Genomic DNA, 17,856 nt, shown 5'->3' with positions numbered 1-17,856 from the left:
GTCCCCTCCTTGGAACGCCATCGCCACCCGTCCTCCGGGGAAACTTACACGGCCTGCTTGAGCGCCGCCTTCTCGGCGCGGAGCTCGTCGATCGAGCGAACGTTGCGGCGTGCCGCACCTGCCCATTCGCGGGTCTTCACCGTCGACTTCGCCAGACGTTCCTTGGCGGCCGGAACCGCATCCGCATATTGCGGCAACCAGCGCGCCTGGGCGACAACCATTTCGTCGACCATCTGCCAGACCTCTTCCGGCGTCGCCACCGCGCCGACCAGCGGGTCGTGCAGGACGGCGAGCTTCAGGAGATCGATGTCGCCGCTGATGGCGGCATGAACCGACATGCGCTGGACGTTGATCGACGCCATGCAGGTCGCAGCACAGGCTTCCGGAATGGTGATGCCGGAGACCATGTTGATGCCGAAGCGATCGACGAAGCCGGGCGATTCGATTATCGCATCAGAAGGCAGGTTGGTGATCACGCCGTTGTTCTTGAGGTTGAAGTGACCGCGATAGACACGGCCGGTCTCCAGCGCCTCGAGAATGTGGCTGGCGTGCTCGTTGGAGCGCTTGGCCGGATCGATCGGCTTTTCGGCCGAAGCGAGGAACTGCGGGAATTCCGTCTCGAACCAGTTGCGGGTTTCGGTGGAGTGGCGAAGATAGCCGCCGGTTTCGCCGTGGATCCAGTCCGACATATCGATCCATTTGGTGATTTCATCAGGCCGCTTGCGGTACCAGGGCAGGTATTCCGACAGGTGACCGTTGCTCTCCGTCGAATAAACGCCGAAGCGCTTCAGGACGTCGATGCGCAGCTTTTCCTGCTGCGAGAACACGGGATGCGCCTCGAAGGCGGCAACCAGCTCGTCCTTGCCAATCTTGCGACCGTTGAGCTTCAGATCGACGAACCAGGTCTGGTGGTTGATGCCAGAGCAAATGTAGTCGAGCTCGGAGACAGACTTCGCGCCGAGCACTTCGGCAATCTGTTCGGCTCCGTGCTGGACACCATGGCAAAGACCCACGGTATTGACCTTGCCGTATTCGATCGCGGCCCACGTGTTCATAGCCATCGGGTTCGCGTAGTTCAGAAACATGGCGCCCGGCTCAGCGACTTCGCGAATATCCTTGCAGAAGTCGAGGATGACTGGGATGTTGCGCTGACCGTAGAGAATGCCGCCGGCGCAGATCGTGTCACCGACGCACTGGTCGATGCCGTATTTCAGCGGAATTCTGATATCGTCGGCGTAAGCTTCCAGACCACCGACGCGCACACAGCTGATGATGTAGCGAGCGCCGGTCAGCGCTTCACGCCGGTTGGTCGTCGCCGTCACCTTGGTCGGCAGTTTGTTCGATGCAACAATCGTATCGAGGATCTGCTTGATCATCTGCAGATTGTGCTCGCTCATGTCCGTGAGCGCGAACTCGATATCCCGAAATTCTGGAACACACAGAATATCGGTGAACAACTTTTTCGTGAAGCCGACGCTGCCTGCGCCAATGATAGCGATTTTGAAACTCATGATCCTAGCCTCGATGCGATTAAGATGCCGGATTTGGATAGCAGGAAGAAGAATAGGCCGCGGGCTTGCGTCCGACGACGAAAAAGGCCAGAAATCCGGCTTATTCTCCTCCCCGCCGCTCCATGAGCCCGGCGGTGTTCTCTCTCTTGGGGCGGATTATGCGTAAAATCTTCAAGGCCGCCAGAGAAGGATTATGCTTTCATGGGTAATTTTGTGCTGCAGGATTTGATCGATCGTGGGCCGTCCATGCGAACGGTTTCCCTGCCGCGCGGCCGACAATCCCTGCATACCATGCCAACAAGCACCGGTTACGAAGTGCGAGAGAATGCCACCTATGACTGGGATGGACGCAAGCGCGGGCAGACGCCTTTTACCGTGTTGCAGCACACGATTAGCGGTGCTGGCAATCTACGCTACGAGAATCGCGAACTGCGGGTGAAGGGGGGCGAGACTTTGCTGGTGCTGGTGCCACACAATCATCGCTACTGGCTGGAGGACGGAGATCGCTGGGAGTTCTTCTGGATCTCGATGAACGGCGAGGAAGCACTGCGCATTCACCGATCTATCCTCGCGGTCACCGGTCCGATCTTGAAACTGCAGCCGCGGACGATCGAACATCTTGCCGATTGCAGCCTACGGCTAATCACTGGCGGCGAAACGCCTGGCTTGGCGTCGTCAATTGCCTATGAGGCGGCGATGGCCCTTTATGACGACGTGTTCGGCTCGCATCCCGTATTCAGCGAAGAGTACAGGACCATGCAGCACGTCATCGACTACATTACTGACAATCTTGAAAAGCCGCTACCGGTGGAGGACCTCGCCAGGGTGGCAGGCCTCAGCCGCGCGCATTTTTCTCGCATGTTCGCTGCCAACGAAGGCCTCCCGCCGGCCGAATATGTGCTGCAGAAGCGCTTGAAACGGGCGGTCAAGCTGTTGACGAAGACTGCCCACATGCCGGTCAAGGAAGTGGCGATCCGCTCTGGCTTTGAGGACGCCAACTATTTCTCCAAAGTGTTCCGTCGGGTCTACGGCACCAATCCGACGGAGTTTCGCACGACCGGCATGTATGCCAGCGTCGGCAGACCGCGCTGATGGCAGCCGGGCTGGTTCAATCCGAAGACTTTTGCGGTGGGGTGCCACGATCGGCGTCCGAGGGCGCCGATGCGGATGGCAGCGGCCGCGACCCGACATAAAATGCACATCCCCCGATCAGCAAGCCGACAAAAAGTGCGAGCCATATGCCCGGACTTGCCGCGAGGTAGAACACCACGTAACCCCCAGCCATGCCGGTGAGCGCCATGGCCTTGGCACGCATCGATATCGCGCCCTGGTCGCGCCACGCCCGCAGTGTGGGGCCAAACGTCGGATGGTTCAGAACCCAGGTTTCGAGACGGGGCGACGAGCGGGTGAAGCACCAGACGGCTAGGATCAGGAAAATGGTCGTCGGCATTAGCGGCAGCAACGCCCCGATAAAGGCGAGGACCAGCATCAGTATGCCAAGGATAAAATATCCTGCACGCAAAGTGAGGGCAGTGACGCGGCCGGGTTTCACAGACATCTTCCGGTTTATAGAGGGCGCAGTATCCCTTTCACGACAGCGTGGCGCAATGCAAGATACATGGTCATTTTTCCGGTAATCGCCGCTATTCTGCCGCCTCCCGCAACGCTAGCGGCTCGCTGTCCTGCAACTGGCGAGCATTGGGAAAAAGATTGTGCCGAAGACCGACTAGCGCCATCAGGATCTTGCGCACCGCCGACGACCTGACAGGGCCACGAACCGTATCGATCGCGGCATCGACCAACTGCAGCAGCGACTGGTCCGGCTGCGTCTCGAGCGTGCGCCGTCTTTCCGCGTAGAAATACGCAACAGCATCGAGAACCTCGTCTACGGCTGCACGCTGGTCTGCGAGAAGCGGCCCCTTGCATGCCTGCAGATCGACGACGCTTGTTCCAACCCGCATATCCTTCAGCATGTCCGCCTGGGTAACAGCGGAATCCTGCGCCAACGAGGCAAGACGCGGTACCATCAGCGAAAGACGATCCAGCATCGTATATAGCAGGGCCTGGGGGTCGCGCTTCTGCGACTTGCGCGCCACAGCGGCTATGTCAGCCCATGCGGCCTTGAAGAGCCTGCGCGCGCTCCACTCCGCGCCAACTGACCTAACCACGGCCGCAATACCGATCGCCATCAGCGTTCCGAGGACCGTCGAGAGATTGGCATTCAGGAAGGAGGCGAGATCGAAACTAGGCCTCGATTGCAGTGTCAGCATCGTCGGTATGTTGGCGGACAAAGCCATTCCGAGCAGGAAGGTCGATGGGCGCGCGATCAGCACGCCAAGCGGCAGAAAGAGAAAGCTCAGCGCCAGCACGAGCGAGGAGAATCCGCTGAGAACGGGCATTACCGCGAATACAAACACGAAGCTGAGAACAATCGCGACCATGCTGAAGATCATGAACTTGCGAATAATCGGCGTCGGATTGTCCATCGCGGCAAAGAAGCAGATGAGAATGCCTGCGATCACAGGTGCACCGGCGCCGCTGCTCCAGCCTGTCATGATCCAGAAGACCGTGCCCAGCACGATGGCCAGAGCGGCCGAAAAACCGGAGAAAAGCGCCATGCCATAGTCTCTGTGAATCGGGCGCGCGCTTTCCTGCTTGAAGCCGAACGACTGCCCCTTCCAGGCAGGCCGTGATCCCGAGGCAATATGCAGCCGCAAGCCCACGCATTTGTTCCAGATCTCCAGCAGGTCGCGCAGCCGGGCTGAGAAATCCAGCACCAGCAGATCCTGCCACCCGCTTGAGCACATCGCTTCAGCCTCAAGCGCCTGAAGCGGCGCCAGCATCTCGCTGTAGCACTCCTCCGACATCGGCTCTTTTGTCCGCATCCACGCCTCGACACCAGCAATGAGCTTCTTGACGGCGTGTGTGTGTTCGTACCCCGTCCTTGTTAGCGCGCCATCCACATCCACGAGGCCGGACACCACGGGCAGGAGCGTGATCATGTGACGCTGCAACTCGCGTGAAGCGCTGACGAGCTGACTGTGGCTTGACGTGTCGTAGGACACGTGGGTCGTGAACGTTCTGATATCGGCGGCCTCGGCCGCAAGACGGCCGGATGTGCGCATCAGTGTGGGATCCTCCGGGCGTCTGTCGAGTGCTGCCGCAATCAGAACAGATGCATCGCTCAACCAAGCATCGATGCGCGCCGTCAGTACCGGACCGGCATGACGTGGAAAAACAACTCGGTTGATGACTGCCGCGCAGATGACTGCGACAGAGATTTCTATGACGCGCGAGGTGGTATAGGTAAACACTGCCGACGGGTTGTCGACCAGCGGAAAGCTGGTGAGCGCGGCCGTGTAACCTGCCAGCATGAAACCATAGCTGCGCGGTGTGCGGTCGAGCAGGCTGATCGCGAGGCAAACCGCGACCCAAAGCGCGATCGCCAATGTCAGCAATTCCGGCGCATTCACGAGATTGGGCACGAGAATGATGCTCATCGCCCCACCCGCCGCTGTGCCGACCAGGCGATAGACCGCCTTCGAGGTGCTTGCGCCTGATAGCGGATGGGCAACGATGTAGACGGTAGTCACAGCCCAATAGGGATTGGGCAGGTCAAAGCACAAGGCAATGAACAGCGCCAGCATGGCTGCAATGAATGTCTTAATCGAGAAAACCATGTCCCACGTATCGGGGAGCCAGGTGAGCTTCTTGCTTGCCATATGAAACCGGAGGTGAGCGCTACAGCTCGTAATTTCGATCGCTTACGTACTATTCGCATACGAATTAAAATAAAACAATATGCTTTACTGCGCGAGCGAGCGCCTTTAGCGCTCTTTCAACGAGAAACAGCAAGGGACGGACGCAGAGGATGACAAGGCAGACGAAACCCTTGAGCCGCAGAGCAGCGGTCACCTCCAGCATGCTACAGGCGGGAAGCATCTGGAAGCGCATGGCGGAGAAAGCGCTGGCAGAGGACGGAATTTCGGCGTCGCGCGCCAATCTGCTCCTTCTGATCAGCCGGTCAGGCGGCGGTGTCCGGCAGGTTCAGCTTGCCGAAAGCCTCGGCCTCGCCAGCCAATCGCTGGTCCGCCTGCTGGATGAACTCACCGCCGGTGGTCATATCGAACGCAAAGACGACCCGGACGACAGGCGTGCCAAAACAATTTGGTTGACCCCCGACGGACAGCAACTGGCAGAACGCGTCGAACGCGTCATCGCGTCATTGCGCAACAGAGTGCTTCGCAACGTCGATGATGCCGACATCGAGGCAGCCCACCGCGTCTTGGATGCCATTGTGCGGGCAAGTGTAGAAAACACTAACGATGACTGAGACCAAAAAGATATAGAAGTGTCACAAACAAATAGCCAGATTCGAAGAATAGTAAACACGGCAATTAAGTGCTGCTGGCAATATTGCAACATCAACCAAATAAAAATGGAGATGCCACTCAATACATCACTTAAAGTAGATGAATTTTATTTGCTTGAATATTCTTCCTCATATAAAAGACTTTACAAATAAAAAACACCACCCTGGAAACGCCCTTCACTTCACCTGCAGCATGATGATGTCAGGATTGAAAAATGAAGGCCGCAAATAACGGTATCGACCCCAAGGACCGTAAGATACTATCTGTATCGCGTATCCTAGGTTATGCGTTTGCATTTATGCTGATTTTTATCATCGCGATGGCGATGGTTCCCAACCAATTCTTCATCGTCTCGACACGGGCGGTGATCAACGCACCGGTGCAGCTGATCGCTTCTCCCATCTACGGCAGGGTAGATAAGATCTCACTGCAGGTTGGCCAGGTCGTCAATCTCGGCGACGTCATGGCAACGGTCTCAAACCCCAACCAAGATCAGACATCTCTGACGGGACTCAGGCTGGAAAAGCTCGATCTGACCGAAAAGCTCAACAACACGACCAGCGTAGCGGCCGAGCGCACCGAGCAACTTAACAAGGTCAAGACGCAGATCGACAGCGTCAAGGCGGGCGTTCTGAGTGAACTCTCGGCAGTGATCGTCAATTCTGAATTCAACGTCCAAACCTATCAGGCCCGCCTCAACGAGCAGGACGCGCTGCTGCAGCGCCAGCAGACGCTCCTTAAAAAGGGCCTGATTTCCGACAGTAGTCTTGAGCCACAGCGCCAGAAGCGCAATGCAGCCCAGGCCGAGCTTGATTCCGCCAAGGGCGAGCTGCGCCGCAACGAGATTGTCCAGTCGCTTGTCGGCCGCGATATCTATACCGGCGGCACTGTTGCCGCGAACCTGCTGACGCTCGAGATGCAACGCACGAAGCTCGCCGGCGACATCGCCGAGGACAATATCGAAATCAACCAAATGACGGAGCGCAAGCAGCAGGTCGAGAACCTGATCTCGCGCGAGGAAGGACGCCTCGGCAAGACCGGTGCGGCCGAGGTCACCGCCGAGCGCCACGGCCAGATCGTCAGCGTCGACGCATCCTTCGGCGATTTCGTCATGCAGGGCCAGCCGGTCGCCAAGTCGCTCGACTGCACCGAGGCCTTCGCCGCGGCCGTCTACCGAAGCCGTGACGTGACCGCGCTCGAGATCGGCACGCCCGCGATGGTCAACTTCCGCAGCCTTGGCGTGAAGCGCAGCGGGCACATCTACAAGATCGTCCGGTACTTTAACTCCGGCCCAGAAAACCGCTATTTCGCGAAATTCCCAGAGGCCGAGGGCCATGAGGTCTATGTTCTGGTCAAGATCGACGAGCCGACCGCCCAGGACGGCAGTGTTGCCCAGCAAAACAACGACAAGTTCTTCGGATGCCACGTCGGCGAGGATGTCATCGTCTCTCTCGGCGAGACCATCACCTCCCGTATCGCGCGGTACTCGATGGCTGTCGTTGCCGGGCTGACATCGCCGGCGATTGTTCTGTCCGCATCCACATCGCTGGACAAGGGCACCGGTCCGCAACCGCCGGCCGACAAGATAGCGACACCCTGAAGAGCCAAGCTGAACGTTTATCCGCGTATTGCGAGGGGCGAAAATGAAGGGCATGAACTCGTCAATGGGTGAGGTTTGGCGCGGGTTGATCGCATCACTCCTGGCTGCCATCCTGTTTGCAGCGGCAATCAACGCGGCGCGTGCCGATGATGAGGCGAAGACGCAGCTCGCCTGCTCGATGTGCGACGCGCTGGCCGCCAAGATGACGGGCGAGCCCGAGCAGCCATTCGTCTTTCGCAGTTTCGAGCCGGCCAATGGCGGTTCGGCGCTGCATCCGTCGCTGGAGAATACCGGCTTCACCTACGACAATGCGCTTGCGATGATGGCGCTTTACGGCTGCCAGCGTACAGCCGAAGCCCGCCGCGTTGCCGATGCGCTGGTGGTCGCGCTTGAAACCGACCGTCACTACCACGACGGTCGCCTGCGCAACGCCTATCGCTCCGGCACGGTCATTCCGGGCAAGGAAGGCATGTTGCTTCCAGGCTATTGGAGCGCGGCGAGCAATTCCTGGATCGAGGACGGCTATCAGGTCGGAACTGCGACCGGCAGCACAGCCTGGGGCGCGCTCGCCCTGCTAATGGCCTATGAGGAAACCGACCAGCAGGCCTATCTCGACTCCGCCCGTAAAATCATGGATTGGATCCACCGCAGCACGGCCGATCCGAAGAATGACGGCTATTTCGGCGGCTTTTTCGGTCATGAGCCGACGCCGGAGCGGATGACCTGGAAGTCGACGGAGCATAATCTCGACGTCTACGCCGCCGACAGCTGGCTCGCCCGGCTAGATGCGGGTGGCGACTGGACGCACCAGGGCGACAGCGCACTGCAGTTTCTCAAGACCATGTGGACCGAGCCGGAAGGCCGCTTCTATATCGGCAGCGTGCCCGACAGCAACGCTCCGAACGTGGGCATGTCGGGCCTCGACGCCGAACTCTGGCCGCTGATCGCGGTTCCGGAATTCAAATCCAGGGCCGATCGCGTGATGGAATGGACTGACCTGAACCACGGGGTGGAGGGCGGCTACGACTTCAACAACGACCGCGATGGCGTCTGGCTGGAAGGCACGGCGCAGGCCGCGCTCGTGCTTCGCGAGACCGGCCAACCCGAAAAGGCCGAACCGCTTTTTGCCACCATCGCCAAGCAGCGCGAGCCCGGCGGCCTCGTCTACGCCACGGAAAACGAGCAACTAACGACAGGCCTGCAGGTCGGGCCGAACTCGGCGCCCGGCGACTTCAAGTACTACCGACTGCCGCATATCGGCGCGACCGGCTGGGCCGTTCTTGCCGCTCTCGATATCAACCCCTTCGTCGGCCTGAAAGGCCAGATGAAGGCCAGCAGCAAGGATGGTCCATGTCCCCCGAAGTAGTCACCTTGTCGGATTCAATACTGTTCTCACTGCTGGCGATCGCGCTGATCGTGGGCTGCGCCTGGCTGCTGGACGCCAATCGCGGCAAGGACCGCGTCATTTTCGGCACGATCCTGGTCGTCATGCTCCTGAACTATCTGTATTTCCGCATCACCAAGACATTGCCGGACTTCGAGTGGAGCCCCTACGCGATCTGGCCGCGCTTCTATCTCGGCTTCGAAGTGGTCGTCATCTTCTACACGTTGCTTTCGATCGTCTTCTTCTTCAAGCGGACCGACCACAGTGGCGCCGCCGACGCCAGCGAAGCGCTGATCGCGCAACATTCGCGCCACCCGGCCGTCGATATCTTCATCTGCACATACAACGAAGAACTGTCCATTCTGGAGCGCACGATCCTCGCCGCCAAGGCGATCGACTACAGCAATTTCACCGTCTGGGTCCTGGATGACGGACGCCGCGATTGGCTTGAGGATTACTGCAACGAGATCGGCGTGCGCTATCTACGCCGCAACGACAACGTCGGCGCCAAGGGCGGCAACATCAACAACGCGGTACGACGTTCCGCCGAGGACACCAACGCCCCCTTCATCCTCATTCTAGATGCCGACTTCGCGCCGCAGCGCGGCATCCTGAAACGAACGGTGGGCCAGTTCATCGACACCGAAATCGGCCTCATCCAAACGCCGCAGTTCTATTACAATGCCGATCCGGTCCAGCATAATCTGCTAGCCTCGAAGGCATGGGTCGACGATCAGCGCATCTTCTTCGACGTCATGCAGCCCTCCAAGGACGGATGGGGCGCAGCCTTTTGCGTGGGAACGTCCTGTATCGTCCGCCGTGATGCGCTCGATATGATCGGTGGCATGCCGCAGGAGACGGTGACTGAAGATATCCACCTCACCTATCGCCTGATGCAGAAGGGCCTGAAAACCCGCTGGCTCAATGAACGCCTGAGCGTCGGCCTTTCGGCCGAGAGCCTCTCGGGATATATCACACAGCGCTGCCGCTGGTGCCTGGGCACCATCCAGGTGGCGCTCCTGAAGGATGGCCCGTTTCTGGGACGCGGCTACACCTTGATGCAGCGGCTGCACTATTTCCACGGCCTGCTCTTCTGGTTCTGCCGGCCCTTCATCCTGCTCCTTATGGCCGCCCCACTTCTCTTCTACTTCCTCGGCCTGCCTGCCATTCTGATGGAGCCGGAGGCGTTCTTCCTCTATGCGCTGCCGATGGTCGCCGGCATGTGGACATTCCATTCCTGGGTTTCCGGGCGGCGGAGCCTGCCGCTTTTCACCGAGGTTTCGCAGATGGTCTCGGCCATTCCGATCACCATCGCCCTCATCCACGCCCTCTTCCACCCCTTCGGCCGGCCATTCAAGGTTACCGCCAAGGGTGAAGATCGCGGGCGTGTGGAGGTGCTTTATCCGATCGCCGCGACGTTCTTCGCCATCATTGTGCTGACCTTCGTCGGCATGCTCAACGGGCCATTGCTCAGCACTTACAACGATCTCGACGGCTTCAGCGTCGCCTGGGGCATGGTCGTCATGGTCTACGCCTTCGTGTCGATGCTCGTCTGCATCGAGCTCCCCCGCCCGCCCCTTGAAAAGCTTGAGCTTGCGCTTGCCCGCGAAGGACAGGTCGCCAGCGGCGGCAAGGCCGCTCCCTGCATGATCGATAGTAGGAGTGGGGCGCCCGAACCACGAAGCTTTGCGGGAGGAGGTGCATCGCTTCGTTAAAAATGAATATAACCGATATCTGTTCATTTTCTAGGCACTATTGTGCAGTGCAGCTATGCATTTTTCGCATGGAATAAAACAGAGATACCGATTGTTCAGGAACATGCCTGTCCGAGTGGCTCACTCATTCCGGCATCGCTGTCTCGACGGCATAGTCAGGACCACAAGCGATCAACAACTGGAACCTGCCGTTCAGGCGCTTCGAGGTGATGTTCGGCGCACGAGATCCGTTAAAGGCGCAGAGGTCGGCCCGTGAAACGCCGGAGTCTGGCACCCAGATGCAAGCCGACCATACAAGCTTTCACGTCTTCTTCGACGTGTCATCAACAACCACGCACTTTCTGGCCCAACTGCTGTAGCGCCTTGAAAGCATCATACCGTCTCAGATGGCTTTCAGCGGTTCGCCCTGCCGACGGCATGAACGTTTCATCGACCTTGGTCAGCATAACCATCGCCTCTCGAACATCGAGATAACAGCCACTGGCGACCGCGCCCAGGATCGCCGCGCCTAACAATACCGGTTCGTCGGCAATCGTTGCGACGATGGGCTTACCGCATGCATCCGCCAAAAGCTGACGAACAAAGCTTTGCTGGCCAGCCCCGCCGCTGATGACGACGGAACTGATCTCGACGCCCGCCTGCGCCTGGGCGTCGATGATCTGCCTGAGGCCATAGCCGATGCCATAGAGCCCTGCTACATACAGTCGAACGAGGCTGTCGATATCGCGTTCCATGTCCATGCCCGCTATCAGCCCGCGAGCGTGTGGATCGGCAAGCGGTGCGCGGTTACCCAAGAACTCAGGGACAACATGAAGGCCCTGAACGAGCGAGGTTGGGTCGGTTCCTGCCTTGCTGGCAGCAATGTCGGCAAGCATCACGGGAAGCGACTGGCCTTTTTCTTTTGCACTCTGCAACGCCTGCGCGGCAGCGGGATGAAATGAAATCAGCTGTTCTATTGCTGCGCCGGCAGCGCTCTGACCGCCTTCGTTGAGCCAAAGCCCGGGAACCATCGCCGAATAATAAGGCCCCCATACGCCCTGCACGAAGGCCGGTTCGACGGTCGATGTCATCGTGCACGATGAGGTACCGAAGACATAGCCAAGGTTCGCCGTCGGCCCGTCGCCGAAGCCAACCGTCCCGATCCCGCCGGCATGAGCATCGATCAGTCCAGCAGCGACCGCCGTCCCCGGTAGCAGCCCGAGTTCCGCTGCCGCCGCCGGCGTCAGGCCGCCGCCGAGTGCCGAGCCCGGCTCGACGATCGCCTGGCCGATGCGGGCAAAGCCTTCATCCGCTAGCGCGCCGAGGCCGATCTCTTCGAAATATGTCGGATCCCAGCGCTTCTCGTGCGCGAGATAGGTCCACTTGCAGGTCACGGTGCAGGTGGATCGCGAAAGGTCGCCTGTGGCCCGCCAAGTCAGGAAATCGGCAAGGTCGAAGAACTGCCATGCCGCCTCGAACACCTCGGGGCGGCACTCCTTCAACCAGAGCAGCTTGGGCGTCTCCATCTCTGGAGAAATGCGGCCGCCGACGTAGCGCAGGACCTCGTGGCCGAGCGCATTGATCCGATCCGCCTGGGCAACCGCTCTGTGGTCCATCCAGACAATAATATTTCGCTGCGAATCTTCCGATGGGCCAACCGGCAAGGGCTTTCCCTGGTCGCCGAGGACGACGAGCGAGCAGGTGGCGTCGAAGCCCAATCCTACGACATTTTTCGCCGCCACCCCGGCATCGCGAACGGACTGACGCACGGCTTCGCCGACTGCCTGCCAGATCTCGTTACTCGACTGTTCTACGATTGAGCCGGCTTCACGGTAAAGCGAGATGTCACGCTTGGCGCTGGCCAGCATTCGTCCGCCGAGATCGAACACCCCGGCGCGAGCGCTTCCTGTGCCGACATCAACGCCGATCACGTAGCGCGGTGTTTGGACTTCTTCGCTCATTGTCTCTCATCTTTCTAGCATAAATGGCTGATGCCCGCGCATTGCGCGGGAATCACTTTCGTTAGAGGTCGACACTATTGGGAAGGATCACGAGGTCACGAATGGTGACGTTGCGCGGCCGCGACAGCATGAAGAGTACGCAATCGGCARCTTCCTTGGGCTGCATCAGGCTGCCATTGGCGAGCGCTTCTTCCATCTTCGCCTTCGGCCAATCATCGAGTAACGCGGTGACGACAGGACCCGGCAAGACAGCTCCGACCCGCACACCGTGCTGCGCCACCTGACGACGTGTCGAATGTACGAATGCCTGTACGGCGAATTTCGAGGCGGTGTAGATTGGCTCCCAGACAACCGGGACAACACCTGCGATCGAGCTGGTGAACAGGATGTCGCCCGACTTCTGAGCGATCATGTGCGGCAGCACGGCGTGAACGGAGCGGAAAGCTGCGTTGATGTTCAGATTGAGCATCCTGTCCCAGGCATCGGGATCGCCGTCGGCGACCTGCCCGCCTATGTAGGCGCCGGCATTAGCGTGGAAGATGTCGAGTCTGCCGGCGACCTCCAGAATTCTGGGAAGGATGCCCGAGAGTTGCTTGCCGTCGAGAAGATCGACGACAAGCGGGAATGCGCGCTCGCCGAACGCCTCGCAGATTTCATCCAGCTTGTCCTTGGCGCGATCGATGAGGACGACGGTCGCGCCTTCGGCGTGTAATGTGCGGGCGCATTCGAGCCCAATGCCCGACGCCGAACCGGTTATGGCGGCGACTTTGCCTTTCATGAGGTCGGTCATGAATTTACTCCTTAAATTTAGATCAAGCGCGTCCGTGGCTGACGCGGGAACGGCGGGCGAGCGAATCGACGATGACGGCAATGGCGAGAACGCCGCCTGTGATCATGTAGCGCAACGAAGAGCTGAGGTTGAGTAGTGTCAAGCCGTTGGAAATCGCTTGGATGACGATGATCCCGAGCAGTGCGGAATAGGCGCTGCCGCGACCGCCGAAGAGGCTCGTCCCGCCGATCACGGCAGCGGCGATGGCGTTGAGGTTGACGTCACCCGTGCCGGCCTGCTGGCTCGACGACGCAAGACGCGAGGCTGACAAAATACCGCCGATGGTCGCAAGCGTTGAGCAAAGCACGAAAGCGCTCAGATAGATGCGGCGAACATTGATGCCGGCGCGACGCGCAGCTTCACGGTTTCCGCCGACGGCGAACATCGAGCGTCCCCATTGCGTGCGCGTCAAACCATAATTCAGGACCACCGCGATGGCGACGAATAGCCCGAACATCCACGGAATGCCTCGGCCGAGGTTGAGATAATAGACCGCGAACTCGAGTGCTGCGGTCAGCACAACGGCCTTGATAGCGGTAGCGGCAAAAGGCTGCGAGGATAGATTGACCGCCGCGCGCTGCTGACGCGTCCGCAGACCCTTGGCGATGATCACTGCACCCGGAAGCAGAGCCAGGAGGTAGGACAGCCAATCGGGCATGACTAGGATCTGGCCGAAGCGGACGAGCGGGGATGCATAGGGAAGGTTAATGCTGCCGCTCGGGCCCAAGATATAAAGCTGCATACCGAGCAGCGCCAGAAGGCCGGCAAGCGTCGCCACGAAGCTTGGCATTCCAAGCCGGTTGTAGAGTACGGCGTAAACGGTTCCGATGAGCGCGCCAGCGGCAATGGCAGCTATGATCGCAACGACGAAGGGGACACCGTTGTTCACCCAGAGCACACCTAGGATGGCGGATGACAAGCCGCTCATCGAACCTACGGAAAGGTCGATCTCGCCAAGCATCAGCACACAAACGATGCCGAGCGAGATGATGCCGACGGTGGCGCAGTCAAAGAGCAGGTTAACGAGATTGTTGGGTGCGAGAAACACCGGATTGAGGAGCGAGAAGACCGTGGAGATGACGATCAGCCCGACAGCGACCGGAAGCATGCCCAAGTCGCCGGATTTAACCCGATCGATAAAGGCCCCGACCATCGCCATCATGCTGTCGTCATGGCGGACGCGTTCGTCGCTGCGATCGAGCGTTGTGACGGGTGCGACTGTTGTATTGGATGGTTTCTGGCTCATGCCGGTCTCCCACTGTTTTCCTGCGCCGTGCCTGTCTTGCGCTCGATACGTCGCGAGACTGAGTTTTCCGTGGCGCCCGTGATCGAGGCGACAAGTTCCTGGTTGGATGCATCAGGCGTGAAGACGCCGTTGTTCCGGCCCAACCGCAATACGACGATGCGATCGGCCACGGCACGTACGTCTTCCATGTTGTGGCTGATGATGATGACGCCCAACCCGCGGTCACGGACACGCTCGATGAGATTGAGAACTTCGGCGGTCTGCGCGACGCCGAGTGCGGCCGTCGGCTCGTCGAGCATGATGATTTTCGGGTTGAGGAGGAGTGATCTGGCAATTGCCACCGTCTGGCGCTGGCCGCCCGACAGCGAGGCGATCGGCTCCCTGACGGACGGGATGCGCGCGGCCAGCTCCCGAAGCAGCGTCCAGGCGCGGACTTCCATCGCCACCTCGTCGAGCGCCCAGGGCGAGAGCTCATGCCCGAGGAATAGGTTGGCCACGACGTCGAGGTTCTCGCAGAGCGCCAGATCCTGAAACACGGTTGCAATACCGAGCTCCAGCGCCTTGCCGGGGCTGTCGAGCGAGACACTCTGGCCGCAGAACTCGATCGAACCGGAAGAAGGCTGGTGCACGCCAGCCAGGACCTTTACCAGGGTTGACTTGCCGGCGCCATTGTCTCCCACCAGGGCCACGACTTCGCCCGCCTTGACGTCCAGTTCGATATCGGTCAGCGCCGAGACGGCACCGAAGTTCTTCGACACATTTCGCAGTCGCAGGATGGGCTGTCCGCGCTCCGGTACATTGCTTGCTGTGGTGCTCATAGCTAAAGGCCTTTGTGCGTCCTTGAGAAACCGGCCGCACGCAGTGCGGCCGGAATGGCTGATTGGCTTTTAGTTGCCGATGCCGAGCTTCTTGCACCCTTCGGCATATTCGCCGGTGCAGATCTGCTCAGCCGTCTGGATCTTCTTGTCGAAGATCTCCGCCTTGATGTTCTCGGCGGTGACGACGGCCGGGATGAAGAGCTGCGACGGCGTGTTGTAGAGCGTCGTCTTGGCTTCCGGCTTCTCGCCCTTGATGAGCTGGACAGCCACCTGTGCGGCTGCGGCCGCTACGATCTCGGAAGGCTTGGAGATCGTGTTGTACTGGTCGCCCGAAATAATGAGCTGCAGGGCTGCGATCGTCGCGTCGTTGCCGGTGACCGGCGGAACAGGGTTGACGCCGGCTGCCTTGAACGCCGCGATTGCGCCGCCGCCGGTGCCATCATTGGCGGCAACCACGCCCTTGATATCGGCGCCGAAGCGCGTGATCTGGCCGGCCGCCCACTCCTGAGCCTTCGGCGGCGCCCATTCCGGCGTATCGAATTCGGCAAGCGTCTTGTATTTGGATTCCTTCAGGCCGCGATGGATGCCGTCGCGAATGAGGCCGGCGGCCGCATCGGTCGGCGAACCGTTGATCTCGAGCACACCGGCTCCGTCTGGCACGCCTGCCTTTTTCAAATGCTCGACCAGCGACTTGGCAATCGCGTAGCCGATACCTTCATTGTCGAAGGAAACGTAGAAATCAGCAGGCTTGTCCGGGATCGGACGGTCATAGGCGATGACCTTGACGTCCTGTGACTGGGCGAGCTCAACGAGACCCGCGGCTGCGGCGGAATCGACCGGGTCGAGGACCACGACCTTGGCGCCCTGCGCAATCACCGAGTTGAACTGTTGCTGCTGCAGCGATGCGTCGCCATTGGCGTTCTGGTAGACGACGGTGCACTTGGCACACAGCTTTTCCATCTCGGCCTTGAAGCCCGGAAAATCGTGCTGCTCATAGCGGGTCGACGCCTGATCAGGCATCAGGAACGCCACCGTCGACGCTTCCTGGGCGAGTGCTGCTCCGCCGAGCGCCACCAGCATGGTCGCCGACATCAGGGAAAGTTTGCGATAGGTCATGTTCTCCTCCTTAATTGACCAACAGCAAGGTTCGGCCATTGCCGCAACATTGACCTGACGCGCGATGCGCCAGTGCCCCCAAGCCGCGGCTCGACGAGCCGCACGGCAAAGAGGACCACCAATAGCTGCGAAATCACCTCCCGGTGCCAGCCTCCTAGCTGGCACGTATCATCGATTGAGCGCATTTGCTCAATCGATGAAGCAAGATTTGCCACTTCTCTCGTTTGATGTCAAGTTAGCGCCCGACACAGGAGATGAGAATTTTGAAATTGGACAGGCAGCAGAAGCGAACCACGATCTACGACCTTGCGGAACTCGCCGGCACCTCTGCGAGCGCGGTCAGTGCTGTCTTGAACGGGAACTGGAAGAAGCGCCGTATCAGCAAGCAGCTTGCCGAGAAGATAACGCGAATAGCCGAGGAGCAGGGTTACGCGCTCAACATGCAGGCAAGTCTGCTGCGCCGTGAAAAGTCGCACATCATCGGCATGATCGTTCCCAAGTACGATAACCGATATTTCGGTTCGATCGTGGAACTCTTCGAGACCATGGCTCGCGACAAGGGCTTCTTTCCGCTTATCACATGCACGCGACGCGACCCTGCGCTTGAGATTGAGGCCGCTCGAGCGATGCTCTCCTACCAGGTGGATTGCGTGATTGCGACAGGTGCTACGGACCCCGACAGGGTCACCGAACTATGTGCCGCTGCAGGCGTGCGGACGATCAACCTCGATCTGCCCGGCAAACTTGCACCCTCCATCATTTCCGACAACTTCGCAGGCGCTCGCGAGCTGACGCGAAGAATACTCGTCAGTTGCCAACACCGATTTGGCTCAATGGAACCACTGATGTTCGTCGGCGGTCGTGGCGGCGATCACAACACGATGGAACGTCTAAGGGGATTTCGCCAAGCACATGCAGATCACGGTATCGACCTTGATGACGACAGGGTCATCGCCTGTGGTTACGCCCCCGAAAAGGCGCAGAGCGCGCTGATGGAGCGCGCTACCAGCGGCTTGCCCTTTTCCAAAGGCATGTTCGTCAACTCGACAATTACACTTGAAGGCGTGCTCCGCTGGGTGCGGCTCGCCGGACCTGTCAGCGAGCAGGAGTTCGCACTCGGATGCTTCGACTATGATCCCCTCGTCGCCCTACTCGGCGACAACATCGAGATGGTTCGCCAGGACGTACCGGCAATGCTTGCCAGAATGTTCGAGCTGATCGAGCACGGAAACTTTGAGCCGAACGTGTCAGAAATCCCGCCCGTTCTTCGTTAAGCGTGCGGGCCGCAGGATAAGCGATACCGGTATTGCGCGGAAGACTTCAG

General features: G+C 59.6%; 14 protein-coding genes. 6 read left to right on the top strand and 8 right to left on the bottom strand.

All coding sequences use genetic code 11. The annotated features are described in order from the left end of the window. Positions 1 to 44: 44 nt before the first annotated feature. A complete protein-coding gene (gene melA, locus AC1DOG_RS05830) occupies positions 45 to 1,511 on the bottom strand; it encodes an alpha-glucosidase/alpha-galactosidase (protein WP_112943276.1) in 1,467 nt (488 codons plus the stop codon). A 201-nt stretch (positions 1,512 to 1,712) separates the two neighbouring features. Between melA and AC1DOG_RS05825 the strand changes: the two genes are divergently transcribed. Next, complete coding sequence (locus AC1DOG_RS05825) at positions 1,713 to 2,603, top strand: AraC family transcriptional regulator (protein ID WP_112943277.1); 891 nt, start codon at positions 1,713 to 1,715, stop codon at positions 2,601 to 2,603. A 16-nt stretch (positions 2,604 to 2,619) separates the two neighbouring features. On the opposite strand, the gene AC1DOG_RS05820 is transcribed toward AC1DOG_RS05825, so the two are convergent. Both AC1DOG_RS05820 and AC1DOG_RS05815 read right to left on the bottom strand, forming a co-directional pair. Next, complete coding sequence (locus AC1DOG_RS05820) at positions 2,620 to 3,069, bottom strand: YbaN family protein (protein WP_112943278.1); 450 nt, start codon at positions 3,067 to 3,069, stop codon at positions 2,620 to 2,622. An 85-nt stretch (positions 3,070 to 3,154) separates the two neighbouring features. Further along, positions 3,155 to 5,191, bottom strand: coding sequence for an FUSC family protein (locus AC1DOG_RS05815; protein ID WP_477927050.1), 2,037 nt, complete (start codon positions 5,189 to 5,191; stop codon positions 3,155 to 3,157). A gap of 191 nt (positions 5,192 to 5,382) precedes the next feature. Here AC1DOG_RS05815 and AC1DOG_RS05810 point away from each other — a divergent pair, with 191 nt between their 5' ends. The 4 genes from AC1DOG_RS05810 (at position 5,383) to AC1DOG_RS05795 (ending at position 10,583) form a co-directional block, all read left to right on the top strand. Next, a complete protein-coding gene (locus AC1DOG_RS05810) occupies positions 5,383 to 5,844 on the top strand; it encodes a MarR family transcriptional regulator (RefSeq protein WP_112943280.1) in 462 nt (153 codons plus the stop codon). Between the two features lie 338 nt (positions 5,845 to 6,182). Continuing rightward, a complete protein-coding gene (locus AC1DOG_RS05805) occupies positions 6,183 to 7,484 on the top strand; it encodes an HlyD family secretion protein (protein ID WP_477927049.1) in 1,302 nt (433 codons plus the stop codon). Positions 7,485 to 7,548: 64 nt separating this feature from the next. Beyond that, positions 7,549 to 8,850 carry a hypothetical protein gene (locus AC1DOG_RS05800; RefSeq protein ID WP_112943282.1) on the top strand — a complete coding sequence of 434 codons (1,302 nt, stop codon included), beginning with the start codon at positions 7,549 to 7,551 and terminating at the stop codon, positions 8,848 to 8,850. After that, complete coding sequence (locus AC1DOG_RS05795) at positions 8,835 to 10,583, top strand: glycosyltransferase family 2 protein (protein WP_477927048.1); 1,749 nt, start codon at positions 8,835 to 8,837, stop codon at positions 10,581 to 10,583. The genes AC1DOG_RS05800 and AC1DOG_RS05795 overlap by 16 nt, the downstream gene beginning before the upstream one ends. A 323-nt stretch (positions 10,584 to 10,906) precedes the next feature. Here AC1DOG_RS05795 and AC1DOG_RS05790 read toward each other — a convergent pair whose 3' ends face one another. From AC1DOG_RS05790 to AC1DOG_RS05770, 5 genes are all read right to left on the bottom strand, one after another. Next, positions 10,907 to 12,523 (bottom strand): FGGY-family carbohydrate kinase, encoded by a 1,617-nt coding sequence (locus AC1DOG_RS05790; RefSeq protein ID WP_112943284.1) that lies wholly within the window; start codon positions 12,521 to 12,523, stop codon positions 10,907 to 10,909. A gap of 61 nt (positions 12,524 to 12,584) precedes the next feature. Continuing rightward, positions 12,585 to 13,313 carry an SDR family oxidoreductase gene (locus tag AC1DOG_RS05785; RefSeq protein ID WP_477927047.1) on the bottom strand — a complete coding sequence of 243 codons (729 nt, stop codon included), beginning with the start codon at positions 13,311 to 13,313 and terminating at the stop codon, positions 12,585 to 12,587. 22 nt (positions 13,314 to 13,335) lie between these two features. Beyond that, positions 13,336 to 14,598, bottom strand: coding sequence for an ABC transporter permease subunit (locus AC1DOG_RS05780; protein ID WP_112943286.1), 1,263 nt, complete (start codon positions 14,596 to 14,598; stop codon positions 13,336 to 13,338). Further along, positions 14,595 to 15,416 (bottom strand): ATP-binding cassette domain-containing protein, encoded by an 822-nt coding sequence (locus tag AC1DOG_RS05775; RefSeq protein ID WP_037179379.1) that lies wholly within the window; start codon positions 15,414 to 15,416, stop codon positions 14,595 to 14,597. The genes AC1DOG_RS05780 and AC1DOG_RS05775 overlap by 4 nt, the downstream gene beginning before the upstream one ends. A 69-nt stretch (positions 15,417 to 15,485) precedes the next feature. Next, positions 15,486 to 16,532: an ABC transporter substrate-binding protein gene (locus tag AC1DOG_RS05770; protein ID WP_112943287.1), complete on the bottom strand. Its 1,047-nt coding sequence runs from the start codon at positions 16,530 to 16,532 to the stop codon at positions 15,486 to 15,488. A gap of 263 nt (positions 16,533 to 16,795) precedes the next feature. Here AC1DOG_RS05770 and AC1DOG_RS05765 point away from each other — a divergent pair, with 263 nt between their 5' ends. Continuing rightward, on the top strand, positions 16,796 to 17,806 hold the full coding sequence (locus AC1DOG_RS05765; RefSeq protein ID WP_112820145.1) for a LacI family DNA-binding transcriptional regulator: 1,011 nt from the start codon (positions 16,796 to 16,798) through the stop codon (positions 17,804 to 17,806). Positions 17,807 to 17,856 lie beyond the last annotated feature (50 nt).

The sequence above is a fragment of the Rhizobium sp. 01N48 genome, from assembly GCF_056399145.1.
This window is presented reverse-complemented; position numbering and strand designations above follow the sequence as displayed.

Coding starts and splice junctions, on each gene's coding strand:
- AC1DOG_RS05770 (WP_112943287.1), bottom strand. CDS start 16,532: ATGACCTATCGCAAACTTTCCCTGATGTCGGCGACCATGCTGGTGGCG.
- AC1DOG_RS05790 (WP_112943284.1), bottom strand. CDS start 12,523: ATGAGCGAAGAAGTCCAAACACCGCGCTACGTGATCGGCGTTGATGTC.
- melA (WP_112943276.1), bottom strand. CDS start 1,511: ATGAGTTTCAAAATCGCTATCATTGGCGCAGGCAGCGTCGGCTTCACG.
- AC1DOG_RS05800 (WP_112943282.1), top strand. CDS start 7,549: ATGGGTGAGGTTTGGCGCGGGTTGATCGCATCACTCCTGGCTGCCATC.
- AC1DOG_RS05815 (WP_477927050.1), bottom strand. CDS start 5,191: ATGGTTTTCTCGATTAAGACATTCATTGCAGCCATGCTGGCGCTGTTC.
- AC1DOG_RS05775 (WP_037179379.1), bottom strand. CDS start 15,416: ATGAGCACCACAGCAAGCAATGTACCGGAGCGCGGACAGCCCATCCTG.
- AC1DOG_RS05780 (WP_112943286.1), bottom strand. CDS start 14,598: ATGAGCCAGAAACCATCCAATACAACAGTCGCACCCGTCACAACGCTC.
- AC1DOG_RS05825 (WP_112943277.1), top strand. CDS start 1,713: ATGGGTAATTTTGTGCTGCAGGATTTGATCGATCGTGGGCCGTCCATG.
- AC1DOG_RS05810 (WP_112943280.1), top strand. CDS start 5,383: ATGACAAGGCAGACGAAACCCTTGAGCCGCAGAGCAGCGGTCACCTCC.
- AC1DOG_RS05795 (WP_477927048.1), top strand. CDS start 8,835: ATGTCCCCCGAAGTAGTCACCTTGTCGGATTCAATACTGTTCTCACTG.
- AC1DOG_RS05805 (WP_477927049.1), top strand. CDS start 6,183: ATGCTGATTTTTATCATCGCGATGGCGATGGTTCCCAACCAATTCTTC.
- AC1DOG_RS05820 (WP_112943278.1), bottom strand. CDS start 3,069: ATGTCTGTGAAACCCGGCCGCGTCACTGCCCTCACTTTGCGTGCAGGA.